This is a genomic window from Bacillus cereus group sp. BfR-BA-01350, assembly GCF_022663775.1.
GTDB classification, from domain to species: Bacteria; Bacillota; Bacilli; order Bacillales; family Bacillaceae_G; genus Bacillus_A; species Bacillus_A paranthracis.
The window spans coordinates 207,786-223,553 of the sequence record NZ_JAKUGD010000007.1 but is presented as its reverse complement, the minus strand read 5'-3'; the positions used below and the strand labels follow the sequence as shown (position 1 = coordinate 223,553).

Sequence of the window (15,768 nt, the reverse complement as noted above, 5' to 3'; positions counted from 1 at the left end):
TGTACATATGTATGAGCTAGGAAAGAAAGATATTCGTGTGAAGAAAAAGAAAGCACTCCGCAAATATGCGAAGTGCTTTTAACGGATTCCAAAGAAGTTTTTCATCTTTGTAAATACCGATACCTTTTCTTGTTCAAATGCTTGTAATGGGACATTCTCACCCAACAAACGTCTTGCAATATTACGATAAGCTAACGCTGCTTTTCCGCTCGGTTGCAACGCTACAGGCTCACCTGTATTTGTAGCACGAATAACTTCATCATCATCTTCGACAACACCAAGAAGCTCGATTGACAATGTACGTACGATTTCATCAACATCTAACATATCCTGTTCATGAAGCATATGACTACGCACACGATTAATAACAAGTTTCGGTGGTTCAATATCCTCTTTTTCTAAAAGCCCGATAATACGATCCGCATCGCGCATTGAGGATACTTCTGGCGTCGTAACAACAATTGCTTTATCCGCACCAGCTACCGCGTTTTTAAATCCCTGCTCAATCCCCGCAGGACAATCAATTAATATGTAATCATAATCTTGACGTAATACTTGTATTAATTCATCCATTTGTTCAGGTGTTACCGCTGATTTATCACTCGTTTGTGCTGCAGGTAATAAATAAAGATCATCAAAACGTTTATCTTTAATAAGAGCCTGAGGTAAACGGCAACGCCCTTCAACGACATCAACAAGATCAAATACAATACGATTTTCCAGCCCCATTACTACGTCTAAGTTTCGAAGACCGATATCTGTGTCAATTAAGCACACTTTCTTTCCAGATAACGCTAGGGCTGTCCCAATGTTCGCAGACGTTGTAGTTTTACCTACACCGCCTTTTCCAGATGTAATTACTATTGCCTCTCCCACAGCTATACAATTCCCCTTTCTAACTTTGTTAAATTAGGTCTAAGATGAGTGAGAAGTTGCAGTCGATCGACAACAATGTGATTGTTCTCATTAATATATGCACATTCTGCCGCCTCCGCTCCGTCTTCTTTCTCTTCCGGAGCCCGCATTGCCACATCACTAATTCGAAGTTGCATCGGGTTCATAACAGATGCAGCGATTACAGCATCTGAATCCCCATAATACCCCGCATGTGCAATTCCTCTTAATGATCCTACGACAAAAATATTCCCCCCAGCGATAACCGTTCCGCCTGGATTAACATCACCAATTAACAATAAATTTCCTTTTACATGTAAAACTTGTCCAGAGCGAACAATTTTGGAAATAGGGACGATTTCTGTTTCTTCTTTCCAAGCTATTGCTTCCTCTTTCGTTATAACATCACTTTCAATCGAATCCACAACGAGATTCTTTTTATTACGAATTAACGTACGAATCTCTTCTTGTTGGACTTCTGTTAAATAACGGTTTCCTACTTTCACATGCACTTCAATTAAAGAGCGTCCATCACCATCATAGTAATGTGTAGAAAGCTTTTCATCCAATTCCTTCAATAATTCAGAGAATGAACAACAATCATCTAAATGAAGGGTTATTCCGTCTTTTGTCCCTTTTATTGTTACATTTTGTTGCTTTTTTTCTTCCACTAAAGTTCACCCCACCGATTCAATTCGACATAAAATTAGAAAATCCTTTTTTCTTTTTCTTCCATCGCTTTTGAAAGACGCACTAAATATCGTCTCAGTGGGAAACAAACTATCAATAAGAAAATTGCATTTAGCAATAAAGTAGACAGGAGACGATCTGTGAAAAAGACATACGCCGACATATGAGTACGTCCTAACAAAGTTAAAAATCCATACACATAATACTCTAATGCTACTATGCTAGCTAGTACGATAGAAGTAACAATAAATAAATTCAATTGTAGTACCTTCATCACACTATAAACTAAATAAACTAAAATCGGATACGCAAAAATATATATACCAACAAGTTCCGTGTATACGGTATCAAATAAGAAACCAAATAATAGTCCGTAATAAATCCCTTGGACCGGACTATAGTACACAGTAATAAAACATAACACAATGATAAAGAAATGAGGTGATGCTATACTGTCTTTCCAAAAAACCTCTGTTGGAACAATAGTAGCAAACATATTTTCAAATAAAAAAGCAAAAAGGAGCAAAAGAGGAAGAGCTGCTCTTTTTAAAATCTTCATCATCTCTTCTCCCCCTCCTATTCTAATGGCGCTGAAGGCGTTTCACGTTTCGCAACTACAACATGCTCTACGTCATTTAAATCAGCGGCTGGCTTTACATAAGCTGTTTTTGTTAAACCGTATGGATCCTGCTGAACTTCAACGATTTTTCCAATTACAAGACCTTTCGGGAAAATATCACCGAGCCCAGATGTTACAACTAGTTGATCCTTATCTACCGGTGCATCAGAACCAATCTTTGTGAAAAGAAGTAAGTGCTTTTCTTTATCGTAACCTTCAATCAATCCAAAGATTTTCTCATTCCCTTGTACGATAGCAGAAACACGATTTGTTCGGCTCATAGAACTTAACAATTCTACTGATGATGTAAACTGAGATACACTTTTCACTCGTCCCACTAAACCTTGTGGAGTTAATACAGCCATATCTTTTTTTATTCCTTGCTGTGCCCCTTTATCAAGTCCAACTAAATCGTACCATTTATCTGGATTACGAGAAACAACAGTCGCTGGAATTTCAGTATAACCGCTATTTAACTTATCTTTACCCGTTAACTCTTGTAACTTCTTGTTATCATCTTCTAATTGTTTTACTTTCCCTGATAGACCTGCATAATTGTCTAATTTTGCTTTTAATTCTTTATTCTCTTCATACGTGCGCTTTACATCCTCTACATTTTCGAAGAATCCAGCTACGTATTTCGCTGGCTTTTGGAATACACGTTCTACAACACCGACAGTGTCTTTAACAAACTGCTCTGGCCATGTTAAACTGTTCCGTTCTTTCAATGAGATTCCAATCAATGCCACGAGAAGAATAATACTAACTAACAAAACAATTAATCTTTTGTTTAAGAAAAACTGTGGCACGTTCACACCCTCTTAATTTCATTGATTTTTATTTTGCAATATTATCGAGCAGCAGTTTTGAAAAGATCGATATTATCTAATGCTTTACCCGTTCCAATTGCTACGCAATCTAATGGATCTTCTGCAACAAGAACTGGCATATTTGTTTCTTCACTAATTACTTTATCTAAATTACGTAGTAATGCTCCGCCACCTGTTAATACGATACCACGGTCCATAATGTCTGCCGCTAATTCTGGTGGAGTTTTCTCTAACGTATTTTTAACAGATTCTACAATTGCATCTACTGTATCTTTTAATGCATCTGCAATTTCTTCTGGTTGAATTAGCACTGTTTTTGGTAAACCACTTACTAAATCACGACCGCGAATTTCCATAGGCTCGATACCTTCTGGCTCGCCTGCAGAACCGATTTCTAATTTTAATGCTTCAGCTGTTCTTTCACCGATCATTAAGTTGTAGCTTTTCTTAATGTACTGAATGATTGAATCGTCCATATCATCACCAGCAACACGAACTGATTGACTTGTTACAATACCACCTAAAGAAATGATTGCAACTTCTGTTGTACCGCCACCAATATCAACAACCATACTACCAGTTGGCTCCCAAACAGGTAAGTTCGCACCAATTGCTGCTGCAAATGGCTCTTCGATAGGATAAGCATCACGAGCACCAGCTTGACGAGTCGCATCGATTACTGCACGTCTTTCTACAGCTGTAATACCAGATGGTACACATACCATTACGTATGGTTTACGTGAGAAGAATCCATTTGATTTTTGAGCTTGTTGAATGTAATATTTCATCATTGTTGCTGTCGTTTCGTAATCAGCAATTACACCGTCTTTCATCGGGCGAAGTGCCACAACGTTTCCTGGTGTACGACCAATCATTTGTTTTGCATCGCTACCTACAGCAACGATTTGTTTCGTATCAGTTTGTAACGCTACTACTGAAGGTTCACGTAACACTACACCTTTTCCTTTTACATATACAAGCGTGTTCGCAGTTCCTAAGTCTATTCCAAGATCGCGAGTAAAGCCACCAAATCCAAACATATTATTTATCTTCCTTTCTTGTTTTCACGGACTCATTTTTTCTTACTTTATATTATAAAAACAGTACGTTTTTTATATCTTTATCCTTTTTGTAGATAATTTTCTACAAAAAACTCATAAATCACATTATAAAACAAAATAAGTAAAAAGCATAGTCTTAAATATGACCTTTTTCCTTTAAACTCACGAATTTATGGTCACCTATTATAATATGGTCAAGCACTTCAATTCCGATAATTCGGCCGCATTCTACTAAGCGTTTTGTTACTTCAATATCTTCTCGGCTCGGCGCTGGGTCTCCTGAGGGATGGTTATGAAGACATATGATAGAGGCTGCTGCACGGCGAAACGCTTCTTTAAAAACTTCTCTTGGATGTACAATTGAAGTATTTAAACTTCCGATAAAAATCGTTTGCCTATGTATGACTTGATTCTTTGTGTTCAAATATAAACATACAAAATGCTCCTGCTGCAAGAAGCGCATTTCTTCCATCATGTATGTGGCGCAATCTTCCGGGCTTCGAATGCTGTATCTATTTTGATATTCTAAACGTACCATTCTTCTACCGAGTTCAAAAGCAGCGATGAGCTGTGATGCCTTCGCAACTCCAACACCATGTATACTCACTAACTCTTCTAGCGTTGCGTCTTTCAACATACGTAAACCATCAAAATGATGCAAAATTTTATCCGATAACTTTAAAACGGTTTCTTCTTTAGAACCTGTTCTCAGTAACACTGCAAGAAGCTCCCGATTAGATAAACTTCCAGCTCCCTCTAACAATAAACGCTCCCGTGGCTGTTCTTCTTTGACAACATCACGAATACCGTTCATTTCTCCACCCCTTTATTTGTTCTCTCAAAGAAAATCCCATGCAATTTTACGCATGGGTTACATCAATATTAAATTGTTTTAATTCCCGAACAAGACGTGAAATTGGTAATCCAACTACACTATAGTAGTCCCCTTGAATATGTTGAACAAAAATAGATCCTTTACCTTGAATCCCATAACTTCCTGCTTTATCCAAAGGCTCTTTTGATGCAATGTATGTGTCAATTTCCTCTTCTGTTAATTCCCAAAACGTAACTTCTGTACGCTCGTAAAAAGTGACTGTTTTGTCCTTTGCTATAATTGCAACACCTGTATACACTTCATGTGTTTTTCCTGATAATAATTGCAACATTTCTTTCGCCTCAGCCTCATTAGATGGCTTTCCAAGAATACGCGATTCATATGTAACAATTGTGTCTGCACCTAACACAATATGATCACTGTTATTTTCTGCTACCGCAGATGCTTTTTGCAGGGCAAGGGACATAACAATATCAGAAGGCGATGAATACGCACCAATCGTTTCTTCTACTTCACTTACAATAATTTCAAATGGTACACCCGCTAACTCAAGCAATTCCTTCCTGCGAGGTGATCCTGAAGCTAAAATAATTTTTTTCATATTTTCTCCTTCCTTTCTCACATGAAGCAGAATCATTTATATCAATCGTATCAAAGGAATAGTTTGTCCACAAATAAAAGAAATATTATTTTCTCTAAACAAAATAATACTTCCTTACTAAAACACGATTATATTCCTGTCATAGAGAAAGCACTTTACTCTAAATTCAAAAGAAAAGAAAGAAGCCTCTACACTTCTTCCTTCGTCATTTCATTATCCTATTATTTCACCTTTTGTGAAACAATTTTTTCGTATGAAAGTATACCATCAATGATAACTTGATTTAATTTCGCTAAAGATTCCTTATCATCTTTTCCGTCCTTCACTGTTTGCACAGCTACCGACGTATACATATACAATTTCTTCGCTTCTTCCTGCTTCATACTTTTCCCTTCTTTTTCAATCGCTTTCCACTCTTTTTCGATCGCACCTATATCTTTTGTATTACTTTTTTCACTAGCTTGTACGCTAGAAGCATATTTTGCTAAATGAGTATATAATGGCTGTACTTTTGTTAAAAACGCCCCGACTTCTTTATCATCTTTAAGTAACGCTTTATCTGTTATATCCCAGTCCTTTTTCAATACGGAGACATTATCTTTTTTATACTGCGTCATTAATTGGTTTATGCCTTGTTCATCGCTAGCAATACCAACAACTAATGCATACTTATCACCGCTCGGTTTTAAGGCTGCTACACCTCCATTACCTTTCCACTCTTCAAGAGCGGCCTGTCCCTTTTCTTCAGAAGAATAGATTCCTCCTTGAACAAAAAATAATTTCATTGGATCTAATGACGTTCCTGTCTGTGCTTTTGTTTTTTCCTCTTTTGGTGCTTGTGTTTGTTCTGCCGTTCCACCCACCTTTGATTCTTCCTTTCGCATCTGCTTCGAAGCTGTTACTTCGCTTCCTCCTGTCGCACCTTGTCCTTTCAGTAACTGTAGCATCCCCATCCCAAACGCCGTACCAATAATAATTGCAGTTGCAACGATTGCAATTAACGTATTGCTCCACTTCTTTCGATTTTTTTCCGTAGACGCTACTTTCGATTTTTGAAACGGAACAACATTTTTTGGCCTTTCACTTTCTACTACCATCCAGTCAAATTCATCTTTCTTCTTCTCCTCATACTTCGCTTCTGTTCCATTCACTTTCACTGAGATCGTTCGTGATTGCTTGTCCATACACTCACACCTCACCTCTTATCGTTGTCCGCATCATATCATATTCATTTCACAAAAAAACGAGATATTTGTCAGAGGAATTCGCCAAATAACCCTATATATTTATCTTATATGTATGCATTTGACTTCATTTGTAGAACAAAAAAACTAGATAGCAAAGACTATCTAGTTTTTTTCGCGAATATATTTTCGAACTTCCGAAATGAAATAAAGAGAACCTGTTATGATAAAAACATCATTTTCTCCAAGCATTTCAACCTTCGTATCAATTGCCTCTTTCCAATTTTCAAAAACTAATTTTGACTCTTTCTTTGCATACGATGCAAGCTCGCCTGCTGAAATAGCACGATCAAAGGCGAATGTTGTAAAAATAATTTCATCGGCGATGGTTTCTAATTGATCTACCATATTGTGCAATTGTTTGTCACCAAGGGCAGTAAATAAAACTATTACATTTTTATCTTTGTAATGTGATTCTACCGTTTTCACAAGACTTTCAATACCCTCTGGGTTATGAGCACCATCTATAATAATATCCGGATTACTTTGCAGTTTTTCAAAGCGCCCCACCCAATACGCTTCCTGTAATCCCCTTCTTATTTCTTCTTCCTCAATTAAAAATGATAAGTATGTTTTTACATACATGACTGCCATAAGTGCAAGCGCTGCGTTTCCTACTTGATGGCTGCCTTTCATTGAAATTCGCACATCTTCAAAAGAGGCGAAAGGGCAAGTGAAATCGAAATGTTCTCCATCTTCGCTAGACTGTTTATGTAACGATGTAAAATGGTTGCCCATCTCGTATACATTTGCATGATTTTCCTTTGCAACTTTTTGAATGACTTGCAGTGCTTCCTCATCTTGCACACCAGTAATAACCGGAACACCAGACTTAATAATTCCCGCCTTTTCATATGCAATTTCCCCTAGTGTATTACCTAAAATATGCATATGATCGTGACCGATATTCGTAATAATCGTGAGAACTGGGTGAATCACATTCGTAGAATCAAAGCGCCCTCCAAGCCCTGTTTCAAATAAAACAACATCACAGAAATTAACTTTACCGAAGTAACAAATTGCCATAACAGTAATAATTTCAAACTCAGTCGCTTCCCCTAAATCCGTCTCATCTAGTTTTTCAACGACTGGCTTTACCATCTTTACAAGTTCAGTAATCTCTTCATCTGCAATTGGTGTTCCATTCACACTAATACGCTCGTTAAATGTTTCAATATAAGGGGAGGTAAATGTTCCTACCTTATATTTTGCATTTTCTAACATGTAGCGCATATATGTTAACGTTGAACCTTTTCCATTTGTACCAGCAAGATGAACACATTTTATGTGACGTTCTGGATTTCCGAGTTCTTCTAGCATCCATCTCATTCTTTCTAATCCTGGTTTAATACCAAACTTCAATCGGCTATGAATCCACCCTATCGCTTCTTCGTATGTATGTATCACGTATGCTTTCCCCTTTCAAAAAACAACCTTCATAACCCTATTATACGCAAAGAAAAGAGACTCACCAATATAGTGAGTCTCTAAAAAGCATTTTATTTCTCAAGATCTGCTAGACGTTGGCGAACTGCTTCGCGTTTTTCTAGGTAATCTTGCTCTTTCGCACGCTCTCCTTCAATAACTGCTGCAGGAGCTTTCGCTACGAAACCTTGGTTTGAAAGTTTCTTCTGTACACGTTCTACTTCTTTGTCGAACTTCTCAAGCTCTTTCTCAAGACGTGCTCTCTCTTCATCAAGATTGATAAGATCAGCTAACGGTAAGAATAACTCTGCACCCGTTACGATTGCAGTCATTGCTTTTTCTGGCGCTTGTAAATCCGTTTGAATTGTTAATTCACTTGGGTTACAGAAACGCTCAATGTAAGAACTGTTTTTCGTAAGTTGAGCAAGTACAGCCTCATCTTTTGCTTTAATTTGCATTTGAACTTTTTTGCTCATTGGCGTATTAACTTCTGCACGAATGTTACGAACAGAGCGAATGATATCAACTAGAAGGTGCATTTCTGCTGCAGCTTCTGTATCTTGTAAATCTTCGCGAACTGTTGGCCACGCTGCTACTGTAATAGATTCGCCTTCGTGCGGTAAATGTTGCCAAATCTTCTCTGTTACGAATGGCATGAATGGGTGTAACAGACGCATTGTTTGATCTAATACGTAAGCTAAAATAGAACGAGTTGTTTTCTTAGCTGCTTCATCTTCACCGTATAGAGGAAGTTTCGCCATTTCGATGTACCAGTCACAGAAATCATCCCAGATGAAGTTGTATAATGAGCGACCAGCTTCACCGAACTCATATTTATCCATGTTACGTGTTACGCTTTCGATTGTTTCATTTAAGCGAGTTAAAATCCACTTATCTGCAACTGATTTTTCACCAGTTAAATCGATTTCTTCATACTTCATGTCATCCATATTCATTAATACGAAACGTGATGCATTCCAAATTTTATTAATGAAGTTCCAAGTAGATTCTACTTTTTCCATGCTGAAACGTAAGTCTTGACCTGGTGCACTTCCCGTTGATAAGAAGAAACGCATTGCATCTGCACCGTACTTCTCGATAACTTCCATTGGGTCAATACCGTTACCAAGAGATTTACTCATTTTACGTCCTTGCTCATCACGAACTAAACCGTGAATTAATACATCTTTAAATGGACGCTCGCCTGTAAACTCTAAACCTTGGAAAATCATACGAGATACCCAGAAGAAGATGATGTCATAACCAGTTACTAGTGCATCTGTTGAATAGTAACGCTTGAAGTCTGCTGCATCTTCATTTGGCCAACCAAGTGTTGAGAATGGCCATAGTGCTGAACTGAACCATGTATCAAGTACGTCGTTATCTTGATTCCAGTTTTCAATATCTGCTGGTGCTTCTGTACCTACGTATACTTCACCAGTTTCTTTATGATACCAAGCTGGAATGCGGTGTCCCCACCATAATTGGCGAGAAATACACCAGTCGTGAATGTTTTCCATCCAGCGTAAATATGTGTTTTCGAAACGCTCTGGTACGAACGTTACTTTCTCTTCTTCTTTTTGTTGAAGCTCAATTGCTTTTTCTGCAAGTGGAGCCATTTTTACGAACCATTGTGTTGATAAGTAAGGTTCCACAACTGCACCACTACGTTCACTATGACCTACTGAATGCATATGAGGCTCGATTTCTACTAATACGCCCGCTTCTTGTAAATCTTTTACTAACGCTTTACGGCACTCGAAACGATCCATGCCGTTATACTTACCAGCTTTTTCGTTCATTGATCCATCTTCGTTCATTACTAAGATACGTGGTAAATCATGACGGTTACCTACTTCAAAGTCATTCGGGTCATGAGCTGGTGTAATTTTTACAACGCCTGTTCCGAAATCTTTTTCTACGTACTCATCAGCAATAATCGGAATCTCACGGCCTACGATTGGAAGTGTAACTGTTTTTCCGATTAAATGCTTGTAACGATCGTCTTCTGGATGAACCGCTACCGCTGTATCACCAAGCATCGTTTCTGGACGAGTTGTTGCAAGACGAATGTGACCAGATCCATCTGTTAACGGATAGTTCATATGGTAGAATGCACCTTGAACTTCTTTATGAATTACTTCAATATCAGAAAGAGCTGTGCGTGTTGCCGGGTCCCAGTTGATAATATATTCACCGCGGTAAATTAAGCCTTTTTCGTATAATTGAACGAATACTTTATTAACCGCATCAGATAAACCTTCGTCTAATGTGAAACGTTCGCGAGAATAGTCTAGTCCTAAACCAACTTTCCCCCATTGTTGACGAATGTGAGAAGCGTATTCTTCTTTCCATTCCCAAGCTTTTTCAAGGAATTTCTCACGGCCAAGATCGTAACGTGAAATACCTTCTTCACGAAGTTTTCCTTCTACTTTCGCTTGTGTTGCGATACCCGCATGGTCCATTCCTGGAAGCCACAATACATCGTAACCTTGCATTCGCTTCGTACGAGTTAAAATATCTTGAAGTGTTGTATCCCATGCATGACCTAAGTGTAACTTACCAGTTACGTTCGGAGGTGGAATTACAATTGTATACGGTTGTTTCTTCTCGTCTCCTGTTGCTTCAAAATATTTGCCTTCTAGCCACCACTGATAAAGGCCTTCTTCAACGGACATATGATCATATTTAGTTGGTAAATTCTTTTCCGTGTTTGACATTATTTTCCCTCCTTAAAATAAAAAATGCCCCTCATCCAAAAAAGGACGAGGGACATCGCGGTACCACCTTTATTTACAAACAAATTCAGGAATTTGCTTATACTCTTAACTTGATAACGGACAAATCCGTCTTTTCCTAATGAGAACTATTCCGTTCAGAAAAGATGCTCCAGGGCTACCTTCTAACATAACTATCTAGAGAATCTCCCAGCTAATGATTCTCCTCTCTGAAGACGTTTCTTGTTATACTCTTCCCCTTCAAGGCATTTATATGATTGTTAATTATTATATACAATAGTGTAAAAAACGAAACCTTATTCGTCAAGATAAATTTAATACTACAGCTTTTTGAGTAAAAAAAAGAAGATAAGTAGCACCCTCTACTTATCTTTTTATCCGTTCCCTTGCTGGGCAGCTTGTAATTGCGAAAGGAAATATTCTATATTACTAACGAGCCAATGCGCTTGTTGCAAACTCTTTACTCCGAGAAGTTCATTTTGCTCATTACGACGCTCTCTTCTTTTCTTATAAGACTGGATTTGCCGAATAAATTGCGATGGATACGTCATATACGCAAACATGAGTAGTTGCTCTTCTTTCGTAAAAGGGAAGTTTTTTTGATACATTTGATACCATTCAAACCGATCGCTTCGCGCAATTGGATATGTGTTTAACGACCGAGAATAAAACCCTACAATATCTTGCACAGGTGTTGCAAACTTCGATTTTTCTAAACTAATAAAATAGCCGTTCCGTTCATAATCAAATAAAAAATGATTCAATGATACGTTACCATGTACAAAAGTAATGCGTGTTGTCTCTTTTTCTTTCATCGCATCGTTCCACTCATTTAATTGCTTCGTTGCAAACTCACGCGCCCTCATTACATGATGATAATACGTACAATATTGCAGTTCAAACGGAGACATATACCACTTCGATTCCGATTCTACAAGAAACTCTTCTAGCATCTCGCCATCATTTTCCCAGCGCTCGGATATATTTGTATAATGTTTTTCTAAATCCTCTTCTGTATACGTTTCTTCTTTTACCGTTTTTTGATGCAACATTCCAAGAGTCTGAAACATTTTATGGTATTGATCATTATCCTCACCGTTTCCTTCCGCACGCTCTAACCAAGGCATTAAATAATAATTATACGTACCGTCACTTAAAATATAATTTCCGTCCGTCGCATGGTATATAGGTACATAATTTGAAAAACCTTTCTCCTTCAAATATTGAATATGGTGCAGAAAATTATTCCGCTCTAACTTCCTGCCTTCTATTTTCTTGAGCGCATATGGACCTTGATTCGTATAAATTTTCGTTACGCTTCCGTGCTCTTCCATATGCTGCGTATCCAATCTATATTGCCTTACAATGGGTTCATAGCGATTTCGTAATTCCATATCCATACGAATAACCCTTTCTATTCAAAACATAGCCTTTAGAAAAATAAGTGAGTGAAAACACTCACTTATTTCGCTTTTGCTCTTGAAACAGGAATATAAATAATTTGTCCTGTAGTTAAATGTATATCTTCTGTTTGATTGACGCGGTATAAGTTTTGTACAGATGTTTCATACCGTTCTGCAACCGATTCAATCGTATCTCCTTCTTGCACGAAATACATTCTTAACTTTGTAAATTCTTCTTCCGGTTCTTTCGTAAATAATTTCGTTAAATAAAGTGCATTTTCATCTCGCTGTGAATACGTTTCCTCTTCTTGTTCTTCTTGTTTTTTCGCGTGTTCTTTCTTGAAATCTTTTCGTCCGAACAATTCAAATTGTGGCGTTGTTTCTATATCCTCTTCACGCTCTACAAATTCATGTTCTTCTATTTCCTCTTCCTCTACTTCCTGCTCTTTTCTTTCTTCTAGTTGGAACGGTTCAAATGCGTAATCTTCCCACTCATCTGATTCCTTATAAGCTGGTTCTTCTACGTGCGGCGTTGGTCTATTTTCCTCCTCTTGCGCTGAATCAACTTCCAACTCAGCATACGCCGTTTCTTCCTCTTCCTCCTCGATGCGTTCTTCATCACATAATCCTGTAATAGATATATCCGCTAATAATTGTAAGCAACCATTTTCCTTTAATTCATAATCAAATTCCTCGATGGATACATATAGTTCTTCAATTACTTTCACACGGTTTCTTGGGATTGATATTTCAAGCGGGAAGGAATGAACAAGTTCATTAACCCCATCTTCTCTCGTTTCTACATAATCAATGGACTTCGCTGGCGATAGATCTCTTAATGAATAAGCTGAATCATCTTGCCTTGCAACATACTCTCCCGTTAAATCTAATTGCCCTCTCACAATTACCTCATGATCAAGCTCTTCTATCTCAACGTCTGGATCTAACGAAATTGACAAAAGTTCTTCGACTTCCTGTCCTTTTTGGAACCAAACAGATTCTTTTAATGAAAAACGTAATGAATGATCTGTTGCCACTTCTTTTCCCCCTCCCAAACTATATGTCATTACAGATTTATGTACGGAAAGCTGACTTTATGAATAAAAAAAATCGCTCCCCTTACGGAGAGCGATTTTTTTATTCAATTAAGCTTTTAATTTTGACATTGCAATTTCAGCCGCTGCAATCGTCGCTTCAATATCTGCATCACTATGTGCTGTCGATAAGAATAAACCTTCAAATTGGGATGGCGGTAAAAATACACCTTGTTCTACCATTTCACGATAGTAAGCCGCAAAGAACTCTAAGTTTGAAGATTTTGCTGCATCGTAATTAATAACTGGTTCATCTGTAAAGAAGATACCAATCATAGAACCCGCACGATTGATATGATGTGGAATGCCATGTTTTTCAGCCGCTTTACGTAAGCCAGCTTCTAACATTTCAGCTTTACGCTCAAATTCTACATACGATTCTGGCGTTAACTGTACTAACGTTTCATAACCTGCTGCCATTGCTAGTGGGTTACCTGATAAAGTACCTGCTTGATAAATCGGTCCGCTCGGTGCAACTTGGCGCATAATTTCTGCTTTACCACCGTATGCTCCTACCGGTAATCCACCACCGATTACTTTACCTAAACAAGTTAAATCAGGTGTTACACCGTAATAACCTTGTCCACAATTATAAGCAACACGGAATCCTGTCATTACTTCATCAAAAATAAGCAATGCGCCATTTTGCTCTGTTACTTCACGAAGACCTTCTAAAAATCCTGGTTGCGGAGGAACAACACCCATGTTCCCTGCCACTGGTTCTACAATGACACAAGCAATATCATCACCGAATTGTTCGAAAGCGTATTTCACACTTTCTAAATCGTTATACGCTACTGTAATCGTATTTTTCGCTACACCTTCTGGTACACCAGGGCTATCTGGTAAACCTAGCGTTGCTACACCAGAACCCGCTTTAATTAATAACGAGTCACCATGACCGTGATAACAACCGATAAATTTCAAAATTTTGTTACGCCCTGTATAACCACGAGCTAAACGTAGCGCACTCATTGTTGCTTCTGTTCCAGAGTTAACCATACGCACAATTTCAATTGATGGAACACGCTCAATAACAAGTTTCGCTAATTTATTTTCAATTTCCGTTGGGGCACCGAAGCTTGTACCTCTTTCCGCAACAGCTTTTAAAGCCTCAACAACACGATCATTTGCATGACCATGAATTAAAGGACCCCATGATAATACGTAATCGATGTATTCATTTCCATCGATATCATATACTTTAGAGCCTTTTCCACGCTCCATAAACAACGGATTCATACCGACAGACTTAAAGGCACGAACTGGGCTATTTACGCCTCCAGGCATTAAATCTTGGGCCTCTTCAAACGCTGCAATCGACTTATCAAATTTTTTCATTATTTAGCGCCTCCTTCTTGTAACCATCTTGCTGCATCTTTCGCATGATACGTAATAATTAAATCTGCTCCTGCACGTTTCATACTAATTAATTTTTCAAGTACAACTTCTTTTTCATTAATCCAGCCATTTTGCGCTGCCGCTTTAATCATTGAATATTCACCGCTTACGTTATAAGCAACGACTGGTAAATTAAAGTTATTTTTCACATCACGAACGATATCTAAGTAAGAAAGAGCTGGCTTTACAATTAAGAAATCTGCCCCTTCCATTACATCTGATTCTGCTTCACGGAATGCTTCCATGCGGTTCGCTGGGTCCATTTGATATGTTTTACGATCACCAAATTGCGGTGCACCGTGCGCCGCATCACGGAATGGCCCGTAAAATGCTGATGAATATTTAACAGCGTACGACATAACTGGTACATGTCCAAAACCATTTTCATCTAATGCGTGGCGAATTGCTGTTACGAATCCGTCCATCATGTTTGATGGCGCAATAATGTCCGCTCCTGCTTTCGCTTGGCTTACAGCTGTTTTTGCAAGAACTGCAAGAGACTCATCATTTAAAATAATACCATCTTCAATTACACCGCAATGACCATGGCTTGTGAATTGACATAAACATGTATCCGCAACTACTACTAGATCAGGGAATTCACCTTTAATTTGCTGAATCGCACGTTGCACAATTCCATGATCACAATATGCTGATGATCCAACTTCATCTTTTTCAGCAGGTAAACCAAATACAATAACAGAACGAATACCTAAATCAACAACTTCTTGCATTTCAGCTTGCAATAAATCTAAAGATATTTGATATACGCCTGGCATAGAAGGCACTTCATTACGAACATTCTCTCCTTCTAATACAAAAATAGGGTAAATAAAATCTTCCGTATGTAAAAACGTTTCACGCACAAGCGCACGCATGCCCCCGCTTTGTCTTAAGCGACGATGACGATTAAATTGTAAAGAGTTCATAGAT

General features: G+C 38.1%; 14 protein-coding genes and 1 other annotated feature. All 14 genes read right to left on the bottom strand.

Annotated elements, in window-relative coordinates; genetic code table 11:
* Positions 1–78 precede the first annotated feature (78 nt).
* Positions 79–876 carry a septum site-determining protein MinD gene (minD, locus tag MR147_RS17250; protein ID WP_000503310.1) on the bottom strand — a complete coding sequence of 266 codons (798 nt, stop codon included), beginning with the start codon at positions 874–876 and terminating at the stop codon, positions 79–81.
* Between the two features lie 2 nt (positions 877–878).
* Positions 879–1,565, bottom strand: coding sequence for a septum site-determining protein MinC (minC, locus tag MR147_RS17245; RefSeq protein WP_000391517.1), 687 nt, complete (start codon positions 1,563–1,565; stop codon positions 879–881).
* A gap of 35 nt (positions 1,566–1,600) precedes the next feature.
* Complete coding sequence (gene mreD / locus MR147_RS17240; protein WP_000975746.1) at positions 1,601–2,146, bottom strand: rod shape-determining protein MreD; 546 nt, start codon at positions 2,144–2,146, stop codon at positions 1,601–1,603.
* 14 nt (positions 2,147–2,160) lie between these two features.
* Positions 2,161–3,012 carry a rod shape-determining protein MreC gene (gene mreC / locus MR147_RS17235; RefSeq protein ID WP_001135483.1) on the bottom strand — a complete coding sequence of 284 codons (852 nt, stop codon included), beginning with the start codon at positions 3,010–3,012 and terminating at the stop codon, positions 2,161–2,163.
* Positions 3,013–3,053: 41 nt separating this feature from the next.
* A complete protein-coding gene (mreB, locus tag MR147_RS17230) occupies positions 3,054–4,073 on the bottom strand; it encodes a cell shape-determining protein MreB (protein WP_000466737.1) in 1,020 nt (339 codons plus the stop codon).
* A gap of 157 nt (positions 4,074–4,230) precedes the next feature.
* Complete coding sequence (radC, locus tag MR147_RS17225; protein WP_074607675.1) at positions 4,231–4,908, bottom strand: DNA repair protein RadC; 678 nt, start codon at positions 4,906–4,908, stop codon at positions 4,231–4,233.
* Between the two features lie 46 nt (positions 4,909–4,954).
* The gene (locus MR147_RS17220) at positions 4,955–5,530 is read right to left on the bottom strand and encodes a Maf family protein (RefSeq protein WP_074607673.1); all 576 of its coding nucleotides are present in this window, start codon (positions 5,528–5,530) and stop codon (positions 4,955–4,957) included.
* A gap of 221 nt (positions 5,531–5,751) precedes the next feature.
* The gene (locus tag MR147_RS17215) at positions 5,752–6,714 is read right to left on the bottom strand and encodes a stage II sporulation protein B (protein WP_074607671.1); all 963 of its coding nucleotides are present in this window, start codon (positions 6,712–6,714) and stop codon (positions 5,752–5,754) included.
* A gap of 165 nt (positions 6,715–6,879) precedes the next feature.
* A complete protein-coding gene (locus MR147_RS17210) occupies positions 6,880–8,181 on the bottom strand; it encodes a bifunctional folylpolyglutamate synthase/dihydrofolate synthase (RefSeq protein ID WP_074607669.1) in 1,302 nt (433 codons plus the stop codon).
* Positions 8,182–8,273: 92 nt separating this feature from the next.
* Positions 8,274–10,919: a valine--tRNA ligase gene (locus MR147_RS17205; RefSeq protein ID WP_242304583.1), complete on the bottom strand. Its 2,646-nt coding sequence runs from the start codon at positions 10,917–10,919 to the stop codon at positions 8,274–8,276.
* Positions 10,920–10,957: 38 nt separating this feature from the next.
* Positions 10,958–11,190: a binding site (T-box leader), on the bottom strand.
* 121 nt (positions 11,191–11,311) lie between these two features.
* The gene (gene ysxE / locus MR147_RS17200) at positions 11,312–12,337 is read right to left on the bottom strand and encodes a spore coat protein YsxE (protein WP_242304582.1); all 1,026 of its coding nucleotides are present in this window, start codon (positions 12,335–12,337) and stop codon (positions 11,312–11,314) included.
* A gap of 62 nt (positions 12,338–12,399) precedes the next feature.
* Complete coding sequence (gene spoVID / locus MR147_RS17195) at positions 12,400–13,377, bottom strand: stage VI sporulation protein D (RefSeq protein WP_074607665.1); 978 nt, start codon at positions 13,375–13,377, stop codon at positions 12,400–12,402.
* Positions 13,378–13,485: 108 nt separating this feature from the next.
* Positions 13,486–14,775 carry a glutamate-1-semialdehyde 2,1-aminomutase gene (gene hemL, locus MR147_RS17190; RefSeq protein ID WP_000712928.1) on the bottom strand — a complete coding sequence of 430 codons (1,290 nt, stop codon included), beginning with the start codon at positions 14,773–14,775 and terminating at the stop codon, positions 13,486–13,488.
* Positions 14,775–15,764, bottom strand: a complete 990-nt coding sequence (gene hemB / locus MR147_RS17185) for a porphobilinogen synthase (RefSeq protein WP_001087058.1) — start codon at positions 15,762–15,764, stop codon at positions 14,775–14,777. The genes hemL and hemB overlap by 1 nt, the downstream gene beginning before the upstream one ends.
* Between the last annotated feature and the right edge of the window lie 4 nt (positions 15,765–15,768).